This is a genomic window from Algoriphagus faecimaris (assembly GCF_900101705.1).
Classification (GTDB): Bacteria; Bacteroidota; Bacteroidia; order Cytophagales; family Cyclobacteriaceae; genus Algoriphagus; species Algoriphagus faecimaris.
The window spans coordinates 72,112-91,934 of the sequence record NZ_FNAC01000016.1 but is presented as its reverse complement, the minus strand read 5'-3'; the positions used below and the strand labels follow the sequence as shown (position 1 = coordinate 91,934).

The following is a 19,823-nucleotide window of genomic DNA, read 5'->3' as shown; positions in this document are numbered from 1 at the left end:
GACTTTGGACACCACCCCATAGAGCATAAACACCAGCTGCTTCCAGGTATCCATGGTCTTATAATACCGATCTGACTGAAAAGTGTTCGTTGCTTGGTCAACGATCTCCCGGGGAATAAAAGAAAGTAACTGACTGATGATCGGATGACCTGATAGTTTTGTATGTTGCACTGGGTTGGTTGTAGTGTGGTAACCGCAACATCCCATTTAAAGCGGAATTAACCTAATCGGTGGTTCCGCTTTTTCAGTTTTGTGCTATTCCAAGAAAGCTAACTTACATTGGTAATTTTACTCGGATGACAGTAATAGTTTTTAAAAGCTAAATTCCGAAATATCGAAAAATAAATACAGTCTGCCTGCACTTTGCATGAGATGATTTACAAAATAAAACCTAGAGATAAACCCTGTCAATCCTTTAGACTCTCCTTCGGATGGAAATCAAAAACAACCTTATTTTCAGCGAATCTCCAAAACCATCTTTTTTTAAATTTCCTTAGGATCGAAAATCAAAGGAAAGAACTTCCCTTCCATCTTTTTTCCTTTAGGAATGACGGGGACACCCTCCAAAAGTGATTCGTCTGTATTGGAAATAGTGCCATCAGCAAAGACATTCAATACGAAGGCTTTTCGAGACCTGTCAGAATAATTCGCAAAGCTCCCATGCACCAAGAGGGGATGATGAAAAGCCGCATATCCCGCTTTAAGCGGAATAGCCACGGGTTTGAAATTCGCCTTTTGCTCCTCAGTCATCATTTGCATCAATCCATCCATTTCTCCAGCAAGTGCGGGTTTTTCTAAAAGTCCCCAGCGATGTGAACCCGGGACATATTGTAGACAACCATTGTCTTCTGTAGCATCATCCAAACCACACCAGCAAGTTAAATGCTGCATCTCGATCGTCCGGGTCCAGTAGCTATAATCCTGATGCCAGGCGACATTGCCCCCATGATGAGCGGGCTTACAAAAAAGCTGATCATGCCAAAACCGAACCGGCCGGTCTCCCAACAACTGGGAAGCGACCATCCTAAAAGTAGGATTCCATATCACATCGTGAAAAGCTTCCGCAATCCGCCAATGCCCCAAGGAATGAAAGAGCACCTTATTTGGATCCCCGGATTCATTGCTGTGGAATTCATGAAATAAGTGATGAAGTGGATGCTTCGGATCCATCACTTCATCCAGTGCATTTTTGAGAGCTTCGATTTGGACGTCATCCAATAGCTTAATTCCCGCCAAATACCCTTTCTCATGAAAAAATTCAATTTGCTCTTTACTGAGTCGGTATTGATCCCAGTCTGAGGCGGATTTGGGTTGAGGAAATAAGTCTGAAATCGGATAATGGAAATCAGCAAGATCTTTCATAGGTTTAGCGCTGTTTGTGAGGAGATAAGATAGGGAAAATGGAGAGAAAATGTATGCTAAGTCAGTTAAAATAAAACTGCCAACTTATTAAAAAATAGAAATAACCATTAGCACAACTTACGGGGATCAATCCCTAAAACTCAAAATTAAAATCGTCCTTCAAGCTGTATATAAAAAAAATAGGATTCTCATTTTCATTGCCTTTAAACTTTTCTAAAACATCCCTATATGGATTTTTGTCCAAGTCCATATTATCCAATCTTTGTGTCAAAAATTGATAATCGAATTTAAACAACAAGTTTCCCATTTGTGAAAAGGATTGATCTGAAACGCTGGAAAATGTAAACACCTCATCCATGTCATTATTGAATTTTAAAACTGGAATGAGTTTTTTCTCTGCTGTAGAAAAAATCAATGTTCCTATATTTTTTAATCCCTCTCCTATAGGAATCATTTTCCAATTTTTTGACGACACTACCCCCTCTCCAATTGTGTTATAATAATTATTATTTAATAATTCCTTGATTTCATACAGTTGATATACGTCGCTAGAATCAAGATATAATTGATTATTATTAATTTCAAAGACGTAGGTCTCAAAAGAACCATCCCAATCATATTCTACTAGATAATTAGAATAAAGATCTTTAAATAAGACTTTTGAATCATCCAAAAAATTAAACAAGTATCGGTCCTTACTTCCAAAAATCCTAAAAAATGGTGAAGGATTGACTAAATAATTAATGTTTTTATCCTTCTCATAGGTCCTCAAATTTAATTTACCAATTCTTTGAGCTCTAGAATTGGTCAATGCATCAATAAACAGAATTTCCTCATCTTTCTCAATGAAATCCCCCAATAGTCCGATTTCGGGAATTCCTACTTCCCTAATAAAATTCCCTTTAAAATCGAATTCTAAAATTTTTTTAGTCAAAGAACAATAGATTAATAGTTTATCTCCAGCAGAATTTACCCTCACTTTTAATGGAACCTTAAACTCTTTTGGCCCCTTCCCTGTAGCCTTGATATCAAAAAGGAATTTACCTGAAATATCAAATACCTGAACTTGCTTAAGCTTTAAAAAATCTACTATAATGACATAATTTTTGTGAAGTAGGATATCATCCGCTGAAGCGACTATAGCAGCATCATTAGGTTGAAAGATACGAAGACTGTCAAATACGCTAGAAAAATCTACGGCAAAAACCTTATCAAGATCAATTTTAAAATTAACTTCATTTTTATTTATTTCAATGCTAGACTCATTAGAACAAGCATTAGCAAAAATAAAAATTAAAATAATAATTATTTTTTTCATTCTTATAGTCAACTACTAAAGCTACTGATTTATAATATCATCCTTTATCACTATCAAATTAAAGTTCTTTTAACTAGTTTATCCAACCAAAAATCTAAGCTGATTTTTGGTTGGATAATTAGATTAAGGACAACTTATGGGGTCATCAAACCCACTAATTGGACAACATGAATCTGCATCTACGCATTCAGTATAATGATATTCGTCAAAATGAGGAACAATGCCATTTACTCCACCGTGACCACATACGGTTGTTCTGGTGACTGGATGAACAAATGACACATCTCCACCGGGACAAGCCTCATACACCTGTTCTTGAGCACCAGCCTCACTTACCAATTGAACGGAATAAAAATCTCCATTCCCACTTCCTAGGTCTACTCCTAGCATGGCCACAAAACATAGGCATAGGCCAACCACTAGTTGAATCAATGGTTTTTTCATGATGTTTTTTGGTTTTTTGGTTAATACTGTATCAATAGTAGATCTTCTAACCTTAAAAACCAAATTTTACATTATGCTGAATATTGCTGAATATCAATTAATTGTATTATTCCAAGATTAAAAACAAAATAATATTTCACCCCCCCCTAACAAACTCTTTAATTCTCCAAAGATTCGTAGTACTGAAAACTAATTCACCAACTAATCAATCGGATATCAATTTTTTGGCTTTTTTTCAAAAATCTACGCTCCTAAGATTCCAACCGGGCCAGTCTTTCCAGTAAAGGGGGATGGGAATAATTGACAAAAACATACCATGGATGAGGATTGATGTTACTCAGGGTTTTGACAGATAGGGTTTTAAGCGCCTCTGCAAGTGGCTTTCCTGCAAAAGTATCCTTGGCAAATGCATCTGCCTCAAATTCATGCTTTCGACTAAGCCAGTTCATCCCCATGCCAATCACCATCGAAATCGGTGTAAAAAGCATCGTAAATCCGATGATATTTAACTGTGCAGACCATACTTCTCCTCCCAATGCCAAGCTCATTGTCTCGCTGAAGATAAATTGCGACAGCAAAAAAAGCAGTAATCCCACTTGAAGCACTGAGGTAATCATTCCCAGCACTATATGTTTTTTCTTGTAATGCCCTACTTCATGTGCCAATACCGCCACTAATTCCTCCGGAGGATGCTGCTCTAGGAGTGTATCATAAAGCACCACTTTTTTCCGCTTTCCAAAGCCAGAAAAGAAAGCATTTGCCTTAGCCGAACGCTTGCTCCCATCCATCACCAAAATATTATCGAGTGGAAAATTTACCGATCGGGCATAGTGAATAATCCGCTGTTTCAATTCACCTTCCTCAAGAGGAGTTAGCTTGTTAAATAAGGGCAGAATCCAAGCAGTATAAAACAAATTAACTACCACCATAAATACCGAGGCGACAATCCAAAATATCCACCAAAAATGAGATCCCATCTGATGAATAAGCCATAAAAAAACCAGCAATAATCCTCCTCCTACCAGGAGGGACAGCAGATATCCTTTTAATTTATCACTAAAAAAAGTTCGAGTAGAGGTTTTGTTAAACCCGTACTTCTCCTCTATGACGAAGGTACTGTAATAATCAAATGGTAAACTTAATATATCCGAACCGATGAAAATAATGGCAAAAAAAACCACGGACTGATAAAGAGGATTTTCCACATAGGAACCCACCCATGTATCAACTGCTCCAAACCATCCCATCCCAATAAATAAAATCGTAAAGGCAAAAGAAAAAACCCCGGCATAAAGACCAAAACGATAATTTTCGAGCTGATAGGCCTTCGACTCTTGCAATTTTTTAATGCTCAAATACTCCTGCAAGGTATCAGGCACCTGCGGCACAGCCTGCTTGACATTCAGATAGCTAAGGATTTTATCTACTAAAAACCCAAAAACCACCACCCCTACCAAGAGGTATTTCAAAATTTCTGGACTCATGTATTTTGATTAAAATTTCGGACAGGGCAGAATAGTATCCCTACGGAGCGGTTTTCCCTGATAGCTATTAGGAAGCGTCCAGGAAAGACTGATTTCATGAGCTCCACCTGACTGAATCCCTAATTGAGAAACAGTATAATCGAAGCTGTAACCAACATTCATTCCGCTTAGCAAATTGACTCCTACCATCAGGACAACTGCATCTCTGTTGCTTTGGTTATTTACTGGCTTGTAAGGCAAGCCCCGGTACCATAACCCTACCACTAAAGGTTCTACATAAAAATATCCACCTACATCCAACTGCTCAAATGGACCTTGACGCTTGTAATTGATCGTAGGCGTAAAATAGCGTTGTTTTCTAATATGAGTAAAGTCTCCCCGCATGGAACCTTCCCCTAGTGGAATCCTGTATCCAGCATGAAGGGAAAATTTTGCAGGAAGTGGACTGATCCCATCGATAAAGGATTGATTGGGTTCATTGACATGATGAGCAGATAAACCTACCCAAAGATTTTCAGTAAAAAACAAACCCCCAAAAGAAAGGGAAAGCATTCCTACAGGGTCACCGAGGCCGGGAATATCGTTTCCGGGAAGTGTAGGACCGAAAGGCTCTGCAGGATTGATCTGATTGGCAAAGATCAGGTTTTCATAAAACCCAATCTCTCTTCTGATGTAACTAGCCTGAAATCCAGGACGGAAATAAGAATTGTCTCCCAACTTAAGCTCGTATGAGAACATTCCAGAAATCGTCGTAGACCGCAACTTGGCAGCACCCTCGGTATCTTGCATCACATGAAAGCCTACTCCTGCATTGTACTCGGGCAGATAGGTATCATAAAATGCCGAAAATGTAGTAAACTGTGCATCAATGCTTGGCCATTGGTTTCTGTAGTTAAAACCAACCCTCCCCGTCAATTCTCCACCCGCCATAGCAGGATTCAAATAAAGTGGGGCGGCATAGTATTGGCTATATTGCGGATCTTGCGCCTGTAGGGACGTGAAAGGCAAAAGAAAGCCTATGTAAAGAAAAAAAACAATTAATTGCGAAGACCGTAACAAGGATTTGTTCGTTTATTTGAGTAATTCAGTCAGCATCTAGAACGATTTTGCTTCCAGCATGTTTTAGATAGCAGTGGGAAAAATATGAAAAGCAAATTGCATTCCATACTTAAACGTATATTTTTCGTGGTTCTAAGCTCAATTTTTTGGGTTGGAACGGCAATTTCTATACAAGCACAGGGATTTAACAATAATGAATGGATCTTTGGTTATTGTGAATCCGGCGATGACAACAATTACCTATCCTTTGGAAAGGGCACTACCGCTACCGTTCAGAGCTTACCCGGATCCATCATTCTTGATGCCCAGAGCAATACCGTAGCAGTCGACCCTATAACGGGTCAACCTCTTTTTTATTCCAATGGATCATTAGTCTATAATTATAATGGTGAGATTTTTCAGGGACAGGTTGGGAATCTCAATGGCCCCATTGACAGCAGACAACAGGTTGCAACGGGTTTTTTAAATTTTGATCCTGAAGGAGATAAATTATTTTATCTTTTTTATGTATCTCCGGGAGGGCAATTACTTTATTCTCTCATTGATATGAATGCTCCGGGTCAAGCTATAGGAAATGAGCCTCCTCTTGGTGAAATCACGGAGCAAGACCAAACAATAGGGGCTGCTCAAGGTGCCATTTTGGTAATAAAAACACCCGCATCTGCCTCTTTTCTGATCAGCTTTGACGGAGGACAATTAATCGCTAGAAGATTAGAAAATAATCCTGGAGATTTTACGCAAACAGATTCAGAAGGAATACCTTTTATCCCAAAATCCATCGTATTTGATGAAGAGCAGGAGCGACTCATCCTAATTCCAGAGGGTTTAGGAGAAGATATTCTGGTCATAGACTTCAATACCAGTTCGGGAAATTTTGGGTCCGTAGAACCAATCTCACAGTCAGATGGCACAGAAGAAATCGAAGGGGCCAGCTATTCTCCTGAAGGAAATTACATCTATTTTTCTCGAGGAGGACAGCTCTTTCGAGTACCGAGTACCGATCTAGGCGCTACCCCAGAGGAAATTCCTTTGGATCCTAGCCCCAGCACCATTTATGATTTGAAGGTCGGGCCAGACGGTCAGCTTTACTACATTTATGAAGAGACGGACGGTGGTCCACAATTAATCGGTAGAGTCAGCAATCCTGATGAGGGAGATGTGACACTACTTGAAGTAGAAGAGGATCCTTTTGCTGGAGCGGATTTTTGTGGGACGGTTTTCCCTACTTTTGGACCCAATGCGGATATCACTCCTACTGTGGATTTCACCTGGGAACCGGAACAGCCTTGTGCCAATAATCCGGTTCAGCTAACTAGTGAAATCACTCCCGAAAACTACAGACCCATTTCTTTCAATTGGGAATTTAGCCCGCCATTGACTGATTCTGACGGAAATCCCTTACCCGCTGATTATACCGAAGAACATTTTTTGGTGCCCGCTGACGCTGCCCAAGATCAAAGCATTACAATATCCCTGACGGTAGAATTTGCAGATGGAACGACAGAAAGCGTTACCAAGAGTATAACCCTTACTGAGAATGACCTAGAAGCTAATTTCACACCTCAGGATACGACCATCTGTGAGGGACAATGCGTGGATATTGCCGAGCTTTTGGAAGCTCAAAGTACAGCAGGCCAACAAGATGGTGAAGCTCCTCCCGGTGGTGGAGATAATTATGAATACTTCTGGTCCAACAAACGAGATGAAGGCTGGGGGCCGAAAGGAACCAATGAAGTTTGTCTTCCTGGCACTTACTGGGCATTGGTCAGAGAGCAAGGCTCAAGCTGTTATGCTTATGCAGAAATCACAGTAAAAGTATGGGATCTTCAGGATCAAAGTAATGGCATCTGGTATTTTGGTGATGGGGCAGGGTTAAATTTCAATCCCGACCCGAATGACCCCAACGCCCCTACCCCAAGACCATTAGATAGTCCTCATCCTCAAAATATTCCTGCGGGCACCACTACCATTACTGATTCGGGAGGAGAAGTACTCTTCTTTACCGATGGAGAATCAGTTTGGGACTTAAATGGTCAACTGATGGAAAATGGCGAAGATATCGGTGGAAATAATGCCTCTAGCCAAGCAGTAATTGCCACGGCTGTCCCTCAAGAGCGCACCTTATTTTATCTTTTTACGACCCAGACTACTGCTAATGGAAATAATGAGGTAAGGTTTTCACTAGTCGATATCAAGTCTGAAAACCAAACCGGAGTGGGAAATGTGGTTTCCAAAGACAATTTCCTTTTCAGTCCATCTACGGAGCAATCGGCTGCATTCGCAAACGGAGACACGACATGGGTAATGTTTCATGAACTGGGGAATAATACCTTCAGAGCCTATCCTGTTTCCGCCCAAGGTATTGGGCAGCCAGTATTCAGTTCTGTAGGAAGTAGCCACGGATTCAATGCAGGGGTGGGGGCCATGAAATTTAGCCCCGATGGGGATCAATTAGCTGTCACCATTTCTAATGGGGGCTGTAACCGACTGGAGATATTTGACTTTGATGCGGATACAGGAGAATTGACAGAATATGCGCTCTTAGACCTAGGTTGTGATGGGGAAGTTTATGGCTTGGAATTTTCTGACAGTGGAGAGAAAATATTTGTATCCTACCGAAATGGAGGTCCCGGAATAGAAGAATTTAACATCAAGCCAATCGAAAATGACAATCCAGATGCCGCAAGTTGCCCTGCCTGTTTTGACACTTCTTCTACCAGAACTGAAATAGAAAACTGCATTCTATCCACCAAAAATTCAATCAGCGGAACAAGTGGTTTAGACTTAGGTGCCCTCCAAATCGGCCCCGATGGTAATGTATACGCGGCGGTGGTAGGCTCCAATCTAATCGGTCAAATCGCGGTAGGCTCTGGCTGCAATTCCAGCAGTACCTTTAATCAAGATTCTGTAGAGCCCATGACAGGCACTACTAATCTGGGGCTTCCTTCTTTTGCACAAAACAGCGGCAGCTCCATCCCCGAGCCTTCCCTTGTTGCACCGGAAAGGTTATGTCTAGATCCTGATAATGGAGCATTGGCAACCATAGAAGGAGGAGGGGAACCAGATATCGATAGTTATTTTTGGACTGTGACCCGAGATGATGGAACGGTTATCCTTGAAAATTTCGGGGGGCCTGGAGACCAGTTTCAAAACTTAGAACAAATTTTTGATGAGCCGGGAATTTACACGGTTGCACTGAATGTCACTCGATGTGCTACTCCTGACTATTTTGATGGAAGTATCGATATCGAAGTGGTAGCTCCACCGGAATTAACTTTAGAATCGGACATAACACTCTGCGCCGGAGATCCAGTTACTTTGACTGCCATAGATGGCTATGATCCTGCAGAGGGACTGTATGATTTCCAATGGACCAATGCCGCAGGTCAGGTTTTTGGAGACGAAAACTCTAATTCCATTACCGTAGATGAAGAGAGTATTTATACTGTCAATGTCAGCTACAGGCTTCCTGCTGGATTGGATGAGGAAGAAGCCTTACTTTTCAATACTTGCCCAGCGACTGCTGACGTATTTGTAGGACCCGCTTTCGAGTTTGAAATTAATCAAGACGCGGTAGAGGTTTGTTTTGAGGAAGTCTTGGTCACGTTTGCTCCAGACACTCCACTAAGCGGACAATGGGAATATGAGCGAAATCAAGATGGAAATCGTGTAAGCTTAGGAGAATTTTTTGAGTTGGAACTTTGGGTAAACAACCTCCCTGGACCAGGGGATTACGAAATTTATTTCTTGGCAGAAGACCCGATTTTAGAGGGCTGCACCATTGAAAAAAGAATGGAGTTACGGGTCAATGAATTACCAGAAATGATAACAACATCATTGAGCCCAGCAAGTGATTGTACGACTGCAGACGGCAGCTTCGAAATCGAAATGCTAGCTGATGCAGATGAGGTAAGAATTGTCGAAACAGGAGATATTTTCACCAACGTCAATGCTGGCACCACTATCCCTGTCACCAATTTACTTCCCGGAAACTATACTTTAGAAGCTAGTAATGCAGCTGGATGCACCTTTACTGTGACTGGATTTGTAGAAAACCTCAATCCGCCATCAGAGTTGGAATTTACTGTATCAGAAATCGATGAGTTTTGTGATGCCAATGGAGTAGCTTCTGGAGCTTTGCAAATTGATTTTGATGCCGGTATTCCTGTGACGGGGACCGTTGAGATCCTGAGCCAAGGAGATGGACAGGTTTTTACCGAAACTTTCACCAACCAAACAAGTCTTCAAATCCCAGTTCCTGATGGAAGCTATACAGTAGAGGTCATAGCTTCAGGTTGTGCTCTACCCGATCCTGACATTTATATTATTGATGACATTCAGCCGGTTCAGTTTTCTATTCCTCTCCAGCTTGAAGCTTGTGAAAGCTTCACTTTTTCGCCTACCTATGAGGACAATGACTTACAGTTTGAGTTGACATTTGAGGACGGAACTATTATCAATCCAGTTGATCCTGTCACATGGGAATACACATTAACACAAAGCGGTACTTATTCCATGATCGCGACCGATCCTGATGGTATTGATTGTCCAAGGGAACGGACGTTTAGCTTGGATATTACAGGTCCTTTGGATTATGAGGTTTCCCAACCAATTATTGATTGTCAAGTCGGAGTTAGTTATGAGGCCATCTTGAATAATGCCAATCCCGAGGATGTAATTTTTCTTTGGAAGGATGACAATGGAATCATAGTAGGAAGGCGCCAATCCTTTACTCCACCAAGAGATGGAGACTACACTTTAGAGGTTCAGCGAAATGCAGGAGGATTATGCCCGAGTCCTGAAATTCCTTTTACGGCTATCACATTGACCGAAGATGTAGATGTAAGTTTGGACTTAGTGCCATTCTGCGGGGAGCTATCATCCACCACTATCACAGTAGATGCTGATCTTAGTGCTGTGGATGCGATCGAGTGGTATAGTGTGCAGGGAGGAACTCGGACCCGGTTGTTTGACTGGGATGGATTACCAATTGTGCAGGTAGAGGATGAAGGCACCTATGAAGTGCTATTGCGAAGTGCTGCGGGGTGCGATATCGGCAGGGCAAATGCCACAGTCATTAGATCTACGATCATTCCACCGATAGTTCCTGAGGAGTTGACCATTTGTGCTATTGAAGGCGTTTCATTTAGCATTGACCCTGGGGAATATGCTAATTATTCTTGGACACTTAATGGGGAAGAAGTATCTCAAGACGCGATTTTCACACCAAGCGAGCCCGGTTTATACGAACTTCGGGTATCCGATAACATAGGATGTGAATATGTGGAAACCTTTGAGGTATTTGAAGATTGTGAACTCAAAGTAAGCTTGCCCAATGGTGTAGTGCTGAATGATCCGAACCGTAATTTCATCCTATACGCAAATGAATACATAGACGAAGCCGAGGTATTTATTTTCAATCGATGGGGTGAATTGATTTTCCATTGCGAGCATGAAAATTTGGAACCCGCTCAGCCATTTTGCCCTTGGGACGGTCAGTACAATGGAAATTTTGTCCCTAACGGAACATATGCCGTTGTCGTGAGGTTTACCAGTAGAGATCAAAATAAAACCGAACAAATCACAAGCGCATTAACCGTCATTCAGTAATGTTAATTTTATTATCACCAGCCAAAACCTTAGACTACAGTACTCCCTCCTTTCAAGAACACAGTCAGCCTGAATTCACCACTGACATCACATCATTGGTCTCAGTAATGAAAAAAAAATCTGCAGATGACATTGCCAAACTGATGCATGTGAGCGAAAACTTAGCTCAATTAAATGAGGAACGCTATAAGACTTTTCAAAAAGAATTTACTCCTGAAAATTCAAAACAGGCTTTGCTGGCATTTAAAGGTGATGTCTACACTAAAATTGAGGTGGATTCATTTTCGGAAGAGGACTTTGAATATGCTCAGGAGCATCTTAGAATCCTCTCTGGATTATATGGCTTATTAAAGCCTTTGGACCTCATTCAACCCTACCGCTTAGAGATGGGGACAAAATTAGAGACCAAAAAGGGAAAAAACCTTTATGAATATTGGGGTCAAAAAATCGCCAAAGCCATCAATCAAAACGCTGGTAAAGCGCCCATAATTAATCTAGCATCCCAAGAATACTTCAAGGCTGTAGATCAAAAAACATTGAATAATCCTGTGATCACCATACACTTTAAAGAATTCAAAAACGATAAATATCAAATAGTCGGATTCTTTGCAAAGCAGGCTCGTGGAATGATGGCAAATTATGCTATCAAAAATAAAATCACCGATCCGGAAAAATTAAAACTGTTTAACGAATCTGGCTACGAATTTGCTGATCAATTAAGTAATGAATCAGAATGGATTTTTGTTAGATAAAGAGTTTGAAAGAAATCTTTTCCTATTAAAAACCTTCTTTCCGCGAAGATTCTATTTTTGAGGAAGGTCTATTTGTTGTAGCTTAGTGGCTTGATTTTCAAGTTTTTTGAAGTGAAAGAAAGAAAAAAAAATATAGGAATGATCCTTTTTAGAGGGAGCGCAGTAGCAGTTATTCTACTGAGCTGTTTCCTGTTATTCACTTCTATCTCTGCCGAAAAAGCAGCTAAACCATTATCTTCTGCCCTTCTAGTCAACTCCATAATTGATGGTCCTGAGCGCTTATGCATTGTCTTTGGTAGTGTCATTGGTGATTTCACGGGTTTAGGCCAACCCGGAGATGTCTTCGATTGGGAATTAATCAGTCCAAGTGGAGAAGTTCTTTTCAGTCGACAATTAGGTTCACCAGGATTTTCTTACACTTTTTCTAGCCCAGGAGTGTATCAATTGAGTTTGGACATTAGGAGGGGAAATGTGATCGTAGGTAGTGAGGTAAAACCCATTGATGTTTTACCAAGCCCATTAACGGTTCTTGAAAGCAATTATATTATTTGCACGGGTCAAGATTTAACTTTATCCGCAATCGACCCTGGTTCTGCAGACTTTGGAGATTATGTTTTTGAATGGACCAATAGCGCCGGAGCTGTGATCAGCACCGATAATGAGGCTGTCATAAATAGTCCAGGCACCTACGCTGTAGAGTTTTACTTCGTCAATTCTCAAGGAGTAAACGAGTGCGTCAGGACACTTTCCACCACAATCATTGACATCAACAGCTTTAGTGTCAATTCTGACAGGACAGAGGTCTGTACCACCCAGTTTATTGAATTTCAGTCCAGCCCAAGTATTGAAGGAGACTGGTATGTACAGCGCCAAGGTGAAACTACTCGTACATTTTTAGGTACATCATCCGACTTTTCTTTATTCCCCTCTAGAGATCTTGATAGCCCAGGAGATTTCACTATGATTTTTGCTTTACCCAATCCAAACAATCCCACTTGTACCGCTGAAATCCCAATAAATTTCACTTATTATCCTGAACCTAGAATAGAATTTGAAGAGGCTTTTGGAGCTAGTGACTGTTCTGTAGATGATGGAATATTGAAAATCAGAACGCTAACTGATGTAGATAGAGTCACTATAGATTCTTTAGGAATCAGTCTAGGGCCTTTTGCTGCCTTCGAAATTGTAGAATTTCCAGGACTTAAGTCAGGGGCTTATACATTGAGCACGGCACTGGGTTCCTGCGCCTATTCTATAGGAGCGGTGGTTCCCTTACAAAACCCAATTCCCGAATTAGAATTTCAAATAATTGATATTATACCGGAAACTTGTACCAGCACAGGAATAGCACCGGGAGGATTCTCTATTGTATTACCTAATGGCTCCACTACGGCGGGCTACCAAATTTTAACAGAGAGAGGCATTCCAGCCATTTTCCAAGACACTACTCAATTAAATGACACCATTCGTGTTAATTTATCCGGGGGGAAATACTTTTTTGAAATATTTGACGGCAATGGTTGTGCATTACCCGAAAGTGAAGAAATTGAAATACCTGGCTTAAGTCAAGTCAATTTCTTTGTTCCTGCGAATATTAATGTTTGTCAAAGTTTTGAATTATATCCTGTAACAAGTCAAGCTCTTGAATTTTCACTTACGGATCCCGATGGTTTAGAAACTATCTTCAATAGTGGAGACTTTGGCTTACTTGATAAGGCAGGCACTTACACCTTGGTAGGTCGAATACCTGGCCAAGATGTTCTCTGCCCCTTTTCAAGGGAAATTAATGTTTCTTTGGTAGATCCTATTGATTTTGAGCCTAGATTGGTTCAAGAGGACTGTTTTGGAAACCGAGTCTTTGAAGCAGAGATTTTTGGTGTTGACCCAAGTACTGCAAGGTTTATATGGTATGATGAAAATGATCAGGTAGTCAGTCAAGGACAATTTCTTATTCCCGTTTCCACCGGAGAATTTAAACTTGACGTGCAACCCATCAACGCCCAAGCTTGTCCCATCCCTCCGAAAACATTTATGATCGAGGAGCCTGTGCTAAGTGTGGATGTGACCTTGAACCAGACCAAATTATGTGAATTTGGCCCTGAGGCTATTGTCAGCCTAGAATCTACCTTCCCTGAGGCAGTCACTGATATCCGATGGAGAAGATTTAACGAGGATGGTACTGTCGATGATTTACCCGAATTTGAAAACTTGAAAGAATTCCAAACACGAATTGCGGGAACCTACGAGGCTGCACTGTTCAGATTTATCCCAGGAATTAGTGTAGAAGAATGTGAACTCGGAAGAGAAACCATAGAACTGAATTTAATCCCTGATAAAGTTCTATTTGATATTCCTGCAGAACTGACTGTCTGTGAAAATTTCGAACTTACTCCCCAAACAACGGAATCACTTGAATTTACCGTAACTGACCCTGCAGGAAATACACAAACCGGATCCTCGGGAGATAGCTTTACACTTGAGTTAGATGGAATTTACATCTTTTTAGCCTTTGACTCTGACCCTAATTCAGCTATTTGTCCTGAGCAAAAAGAACTTGTAGTCACGCTAACTGACCCTGTAGATTTTGAACCAATTTTAATTTCAGAAGACTGCAATGGATTAAAAACTTACCAAGCACGGGTAAATAATTATCAAAATGATGAGGTCGATTACTTTTGGTATGATACCAATAGAAATCAAATCGGAGATGAGGAATTCCTTGAACTCAACACCTATGGTGATTTTTCTCTTGAAGTGCAACCAAGTGGTTCCACAAGCTGCCCCTCTACCCAACGTGTAAACTTTACAGCAGAAACTCCTGTGCTAAGTGTAGATGTCAACCTTACCACCGAGCCACTCTGCCCAGATGAAGCATCCACTGTTCTTACGCTTCAGGCAGACCTTACAGAAATTACCCAGATTGAGTGGTGGTTTACTGACTTGAGTGGAAATCAATCAGAACTGGTAAATAGTAGGGGACAAGAAGAAATTTTAGCCTTTGATGAAGGCACCTATGAAGTGCGCGTTTTTAATGATATTCCATGTTTACTAGGTTTTGATCAAGCTTTAGTGTTACGAAGCCAAGACCCAGTGCGGCCTGAATTAGGTGATACTTATCAAGTCTGTGAACGATACGAGATTGGTCCTAACCTTAATCCCGGAAGTTTCGCAAGCTATGAGTGGTACTTGGGGGAGGATTTGGTTTCTACCAATCCTACTTTCAAGCCCATTAGACCAGGAGATTATTCTTTAACTGTATATAGCTTGGAAGGCTGCGCTTATCAGGCCTCCTTCACCGCTGAGGAAGAATGTGAACTTAAAGTGATTTTCCCTACGGCAATTATCCCAGGAGATCCTGATAAAAACTTTTTAATCTACACCAATTTCCTCATTGACGAATTAGAGGTCTGGATTTTCAATCAATGGGGACAGCTTATCTTTTATTGTGAAAACAGCAGTTTAATTTCTGAGGAATCTACCTGTCAATGGGATGGCTATTTCAATGGCGAAAAAGTCCCTAATGGCTCTTATTCTGTAAGAATCAACTATGTGAATCTGGAAAAAAATATCAGTCAATACCAATTAGGATCCATTTTGGTAATTGAATAAATTTGGGCTTAGTCCAAGTATCATTTTTTTTAACTACTGATTTTCAAGCGATATCGAGTCTCATAACCATGCCCTAATTTTTCAACTACTATTCTTTGGAGTAGGTTTATCCTGGTAAGGAGCGTCATCCAAATAAAAATTTTTATTATCGGAAAAGTCAGTATCCAATATTTTTCCTATTTTCAGCTGTTTCAAACGTATGCATTATCAAAACCTCTAATCCAAAAAACCTATTCTATGACGCAAGCAATTAATCGTAAAGCTCTCTTCACTGCGAGCTGTTTCGCTTTGATAACAACAGCCTTTTCATTCAGTATTAGTGCTGGTACTTTAAAACAGCTAGGCCTTGATCTTGGATATTCTGCTGAAAATCTTGGCTACCTCAACTCCCTTTGGTTTTTTGGTTTTCCTATAGCGATGATAATAGGCGGTTTAATTTATCACACAATTGGCCCAAAAAAAATCATGAAAATTGCGTTCCTTACGCACTTTATTGGGGCAGGACTAACTCTATTTGCCATTTACTACGTTTCTGATTTAAGCTTTGCTTTACTATTAGTTTCCAACTTATTAATGGGTATTGGATGTGGATGTACAGAGGCAGCTTGTAATCCAATGATTGCTGACATGTACACTGGAGAAAAAATGAACAAAATGTTAAATAGATTCCACATGTGGTTCCCAGGTGGAATTTTTGTCGGCGCATTGCTTTCCGAATTAATGTCAACTTTAGGGTTCTCATGGCAAAGCCAATTTTGGCTTATCCCAATACCAGCTCTTATTTATGCGTATCTATTCAATGGTAAAACTTTTCCAAAAGCAAGTGTGGAACAAGCAAGTTCTCTTTCAGCCAATTTCAAAGCAATGCTATCACCTTTGTTTCTGTTTATTTTTGCTTGTATGGCACTTACTGCAATTACCGAATTTGGCCCTCAAAAATGGACTGGATTGATAATGGAAAGCTCAGGGGCTAAACCAATGTTAGTTCTCGCTCTTACTACAGGTCTGATGGCAGTTTTACGATTCTTTGGAGGTCCAGTCACAAAAGCACTAGGCCAAACCGGAGTATTGTTATCAGGCGCAGTAATTTCAACCCTTGGTATCTATCTATTCAGTATTCAGACAGGTTTCATGGTGTATGTAGCAGCAATATTCTTCGCTACAGGAGTAGCCTTCTTTTGGCCTACAATGATTGGATTTATTGCCACCAGAGTACCAAAAAGTGGAGCACTTGGAATGTCAATAATCGGAGGAGTAGGAATGTTTTCAACAGCAATTTTCCAACCTATAATTGGTGTTTGGATTGATAGTGATATTGAAGAAAAAAGTGAATTAGGTCTAACAGGAACAGATTTAGATCTAGCAGCAGGTCAAGCAACCCTTTCTACAATGACTACTTTTCCAATTATCCTTATAATAGCATTCACCATTTTATTCTTTTGGCAAAAGGGAAAGCGACCACCTGTACCTACCCCTCAACATTAACAAAAAAAAGCTGTCAGAAAAATCTGACAGCTTTTTTTAATTACCTCCACAGGAATAGCTCTGATAGTCTTCTCTAAAAAGTGACCAAAGCTTCCCCTCTTCATCTCTATAGGTGATTGCTTCAGTTTTGATGGTAACCTCCAAGCTGAAAGGGGTTTCTATCACCGAACCGTCTTCCAGCACAATAGTACACGGACCATCTATCCTTTTAATGTCTTTCAGACCTATATCTTGAAGCCAGCTTTCGCAGGAGGACAAGCAAAGTAATACGCCAAGGGAAAAGAGTCGAATTCGCTTCATTTCTTTTATTTGAGGTTAGAAAAGTACACACAAAGAGCTCAAAAAAAAAGCTCAGCTTGAAGAGTTGAGCTTTGTGACCTCGTCAGAGCCTGTCCCGCAATGCGGGAATTCAAACCTGAAACCTTATCTGGATGCTCTATTCTGTTGAGCTACCGGGAAGTAAACTGGAATAGGTTGACACAATTAAGGAATAAATTGGAAACCTGTAGACGGACAAAATACCTTAAATAACATGTAACCCTTTCGCATATACTGCATGGTCACAAAAAAAAGCCCAACTTGAAGAGTTGAGCTTTGTGACCTGGTCAGAGCCTGTCCCGCAAAGCGGGAATTCAAACCTGAAAACTTCCAGATCTTATCGGGATGCTCTATTCTGTTGAGCTACGGGGAGTGGACTGGAATAGGTTGACACAATTAAGGAATAAATTGGAAACCTGTAGACGGACAAAATACCTTAAATAACACTGCAACCCTTTCGCATATACTGCGTGGTCAAAAAAAAAGCCCAACTTGAAAAGTTGAGCTTTGTGACCTGGTCAGAGCCTGTCCCGCAAAGCGGGAATTCAAACCTGAAAACTTCCAGATCTTATCGGGATGCTCTATTCTGTTGAGCTACGGGGAGTGGACTGGAATAGGTTGACACAATTAAGGAATAAATTGGAAACCTGTAGACGGACAAAATACCTTAAATAACACTGCAACCCTTTCGCATATACTGCGTGGTCAAAAAAAAAGCCCAACTTGAAAAGTTGAGCTTTGTGACCTCGTCAGGATTCAAACCTGAAACCTCCTGAGCCGTAATCAGGTGCTCTATTCAGTTGAGCTACGAGGCCGTTTCGGTTTGCAAAGGTACCCAAAATTAAATTTTCTACAAGTATCTTCTTGAGAGAATTTTCTTGCCTACTCTATTGATCTGAAAATGAGCCTTAAGAATTATTAAGAGGAAAAGCAGGTTTAATCCTATGAGATTTTCTATTTTTGTCCGCAATAGAATGTAAATAAGCCTCGATTTAATGAAAAAAATATTCGGATTCCTTTTCGCTTTTAGCCTTGTCCAACTTGCCTTTGCCCAGGAAGAAATAAAAACACCAAAAGTACCCATCGGAGGAAGACCTAATATCCCCGCTGACTTGAAAGTCGAATTGGGATTTAATCTACTCAATAATAGGCCTGCGGACATCAGCACCGCTTTTTTTGGTTCTCGTTCCTTTAATGTTTATTATCAATACCCGATTTCTATCTTTGGGGAGACTTCAGGTTTTACTTTTGACCCAGGTTTTGGTATCAGCTCCAATAAATTTGCTTTTCAAGATGAGCAAAACCTTTTCAATGACCCTGCAAAAGGACCTGAGTCAAGTCAATACCTAGAATTGACAGAGGTATTTGGAGATAACATTCAGGTAGACAAAAATAATTTTGCCATCAATTATTTTGATATACCTCTTGACATCACCTACCATGCAAATAAAAGAAATTATTCCAAGGGATTCCGGGTAAGCCTAGGCGCTCGAGTAGGATTTCTCTACAATGCGCATAGCAAAATAAACTATACGGATGAGGATGGGCTTACCAGAAAGGTAAAGGATGCTCAAAATTATGGCTTGGAAAAAATCCGGTATGGCCTTTCACTCAAAGCAGGTAGCCCCGGGTTTTATTTTTGGTCTTATGTCGGTTTAAACAAACTTTTCCAAGAAGATTTAGGCCCTTTCAACAACGAAGCGCAGCAACTTAGCTTTGGAGTGGCTATCCATTTATTCTAAGCTCAAATGATTAAAAAAAATCGAATCAATGACAGATTCGATTTTTTTTGCTTTAAATCTAAGGTGCTAGGACCAAAGCCATGAAAAGAGTAAAAAACAACTGACAAACCCATAAGACAAACCAACATAGATTTCTAGCGGGCGATGAGCATTTAAGGCCAATCGAGCACTACCGACTATGCCGGCTAAAATAATCGACAAAAGCAGAGGATAAAGAGCAGCAAAATTTGGAAAATTCATACTAAACACGACTACCAAAGCTAACAAGCCTCCTACACCAGTCATATGAGCCGACATTTTCCAGAATATGGTCACGATAGTCAAAAAGACAATCACACCTGCTATTACTGCTAATGACTGCCACATGATGGGATCCAGTTCGCTGATTTGTCTCATAAAATATACGGTCATCAAAAAATAAATTGAAGTTACAGAAAAAGGAATCAGACGATCCTTGAGTTCTGCCATGTGAAGACTTTTAACAGTACCACTCAATCGCAATCCAATGATGGTGACCATCGGAATAACCAAAGTAGAAATTATTATTAAATAAAAAATCCGAAGCTTAAATTCAGTGGGAACACTACTCGCTTCAGGTACTCCAAACAAAATCAACCCAAAAACCAAGGTTGGCATCAAT

13 protein-coding genes and 1 tRNA gene are annotated in these 19,823 nt (G+C 40.5%); 5 read left to right on the top strand and 9 right to left on the bottom strand.

Annotation, left to right across the window (positions count from 1 at the left end; translation table 11 throughout):
- The 6 genes from BLQ57_RS21670 to BLQ57_RS10370 all read right to left on the bottom strand — a co-directional run.
- Positions 1–207, bottom strand: a 207-nt coding sequence (locus BLQ57_RS21670) for a DUF4372 domain-containing protein (protein ID WP_139162709.1), incomplete at its 3' end; no start/stop codon positions are given.
- A 276-nt stretch (positions 208–483) separates the two neighbouring features.
- Positions 484–1,362, bottom strand: a complete 879-nt coding sequence (locus BLQ57_RS10390; protein ID WP_087939301.1) for a phytanoyl-CoA dioxygenase family protein — start codon at positions 1,360–1,362, stop codon at positions 484–486.
- 133 nt (positions 1,363–1,495) lie between these two features.
- Positions 1,496–2,680, bottom strand: a complete 1,185-nt coding sequence (locus BLQ57_RS10385) for a 6-bladed beta-propeller (protein ID WP_087939302.1) — start codon at positions 2,678–2,680, stop codon at positions 1,496–1,498.
- 123 nt (positions 2,681–2,803) lie between these two features.
- Positions 2,804–3,124: a hypothetical protein gene (locus BLQ57_RS10380; protein WP_087939303.1), complete on the bottom strand. Its 321-nt coding sequence runs from the start codon at positions 3,122–3,124 to the stop codon at positions 2,804–2,806.
- A gap of 251 nt (positions 3,125–3,375) precedes the next feature.
- Positions 3,376–4,608 (bottom strand): M48 family metallopeptidase, encoded by a 1,233-nt coding sequence (locus BLQ57_RS10375; RefSeq protein ID WP_087939304.1) that lies wholly within the window; start codon positions 4,606–4,608, stop codon positions 3,376–3,378.
- Positions 4,609–4,617: 9 nt separating this feature from the next.
- Positions 4,618–5,646, bottom strand: a complete 1,029-nt coding sequence (locus BLQ57_RS10370; protein WP_092824075.1) for a PorP/SprF family type IX secretion system membrane protein — start codon at positions 5,644–5,646, stop codon at positions 4,618–4,620.
- Between the two features lie 105 nt (positions 5,647–5,751).
- Between BLQ57_RS10370 and BLQ57_RS10365 the strand changes: the two genes are divergently transcribed.
- The 4 genes from BLQ57_RS10365 (at position 5,752) to BLQ57_RS10350 (ending at position 17,123) form a co-directional block, all read left to right on the top strand.
- Positions 5,752–11,277, top strand: coding sequence for a T9SS type B sorting domain-containing protein (locus tag BLQ57_RS10365; RefSeq protein WP_087939305.1), 5,526 nt, complete (start codon positions 5,752–5,754; stop codon positions 11,275–11,277).
- The gene (yaaA, locus tag BLQ57_RS10360) at positions 11,277–12,029 is read left to right on the top strand and encodes a peroxide stress protein YaaA (RefSeq protein WP_087939306.1); all 753 of its coding nucleotides are present in this window, start codon (positions 11,277–11,279) and stop codon (positions 12,027–12,029) included. Before BLQ57_RS10365 ends, yaaA begins: the two co-directional genes overlap by 1 nt.
- A 138-nt stretch (positions 12,030–12,167) precedes the next feature.
- The gene (locus BLQ57_RS10355) at positions 12,168–15,638 is read left to right on the top strand and encodes a T9SS type B sorting domain-containing protein (RefSeq protein ID WP_139162708.1); all 3,471 of its coding nucleotides are present in this window, start codon (positions 12,168–12,170) and stop codon (positions 15,636–15,638) included.
- A 237-nt stretch (positions 15,639–15,875) separates the two neighbouring features.
- A complete protein-coding gene (locus BLQ57_RS10350; RefSeq protein ID WP_087939308.1) occupies positions 15,876–17,123 on the top strand; it encodes an MFS transporter in 1,248 nt (415 codons plus the stop codon).
- Positions 17,124–17,159: 36 nt separating this feature from the next.
- Here BLQ57_RS10350 and BLQ57_RS10345 read toward each other — a convergent pair whose 3' ends face one another.
- Both BLQ57_RS10345 and BLQ57_RS10340 read right to left on the bottom strand, forming a co-directional pair.
- On the bottom strand, positions 17,160–17,423 hold the full coding sequence (locus BLQ57_RS10345; protein WP_087939309.1) for a hypothetical protein: 264 nt from the start codon (positions 17,421–17,423) through the stop codon (positions 17,160–17,162).
- 759 nt (positions 17,424–18,182) lie between these two features.
- A tRNA-Arg gene (locus tag BLQ57_RS10340) sits at positions 18,183–18,256 on the bottom strand.
- A gap of 180 nt (positions 18,257–18,436) precedes the next feature.
- Here BLQ57_RS10340 and BLQ57_RS10335 point away from each other — a divergent pair.
- On the top strand, positions 18,437–19,183 hold the full coding sequence (locus tag BLQ57_RS10335; protein WP_087939310.1) for a porin family protein: 747 nt from the start codon (positions 18,437–18,439) through the stop codon (positions 19,181–19,183).
- Between the two features lie 66 nt (positions 19,184–19,249).
- Here the strand turns inward: BLQ57_RS10335 and BLQ57_RS10330 are convergent, their stop codons facing one another.
- Complete coding sequence (locus BLQ57_RS10330; protein ID WP_240507793.1) at positions 19,250–19,819, bottom strand: PA-phosphatase; 570 nt, start codon at positions 19,817–19,819, stop codon at positions 19,250–19,252.
- Positions 19,820–19,823: the final 4 nt, after the last annotated feature.

Coding starts and splice junctions, on each gene's coding strand:
- BLQ57_RS10355 (WP_139162708.1), top strand. CDS start 12,168: ATGATCCTTTTTAGAGGGAGCGCAGTAGCAGTTATTCTACTGAGCTGT.
- BLQ57_RS10390 (WP_087939301.1), bottom strand. CDS start 1,362: ATGAAAGATCTTGCTGATTTCCATTATCCGATTTCAGACTTATTTCCT.
- BLQ57_RS10350 (WP_087939308.1), top strand. CDS start 15,876: ATGACGCAAGCAATTAATCGTAAAGCTCTCTTCACTGCGAGCTGTTTC.
- BLQ57_RS10380 (WP_087939303.1), bottom strand. CDS start 3,124: ATGAAAAAACCATTGATTCAACTAGTGGTTGGCCTATGCCTATGTTTT.
- yaaA (WP_087939306.1), top strand. CDS start 11,277: ATGTTAATTTTATTATCACCAGCCAAAACCTTAGACTACAGTACTCCC.
- BLQ57_RS10345 (WP_087939309.1), bottom strand. CDS start 17,423: ATGAAGCGAATTCGACTCTTTTCCCTTGGCGTATTACTTTGCTTGTCC.
- BLQ57_RS10375 (WP_087939304.1), bottom strand. CDS start 4,608: ATGAGTCCAGAAATTTTGAAATACCTCTTGGTAGGGGTGGTGGTTTTT.
- BLQ57_RS10330 (WP_240507793.1), bottom strand. CDS start 19,819: ATGCCAACCTTGGTTTTTGGGTTGATTTTGTTTGGAGTACCTGAAGCG.
- BLQ57_RS10335 (WP_087939310.1), top strand. CDS start 18,437: ATGAAAAAAATATTCGGATTCCTTTTCGCTTTTAGCCTTGTCCAACTT.
- BLQ57_RS10365 (WP_087939305.1), top strand. CDS start 5,752: ATGAAAAGCAAATTGCATTCCATACTTAAACGTATATTTTTCGTGGTT.
- BLQ57_RS10385 (WP_087939302.1), bottom strand. CDS start 2,680: ATGAAAAAAATAATTATTATTTTAATTTTTATTTTTGCTAATGCTTGT.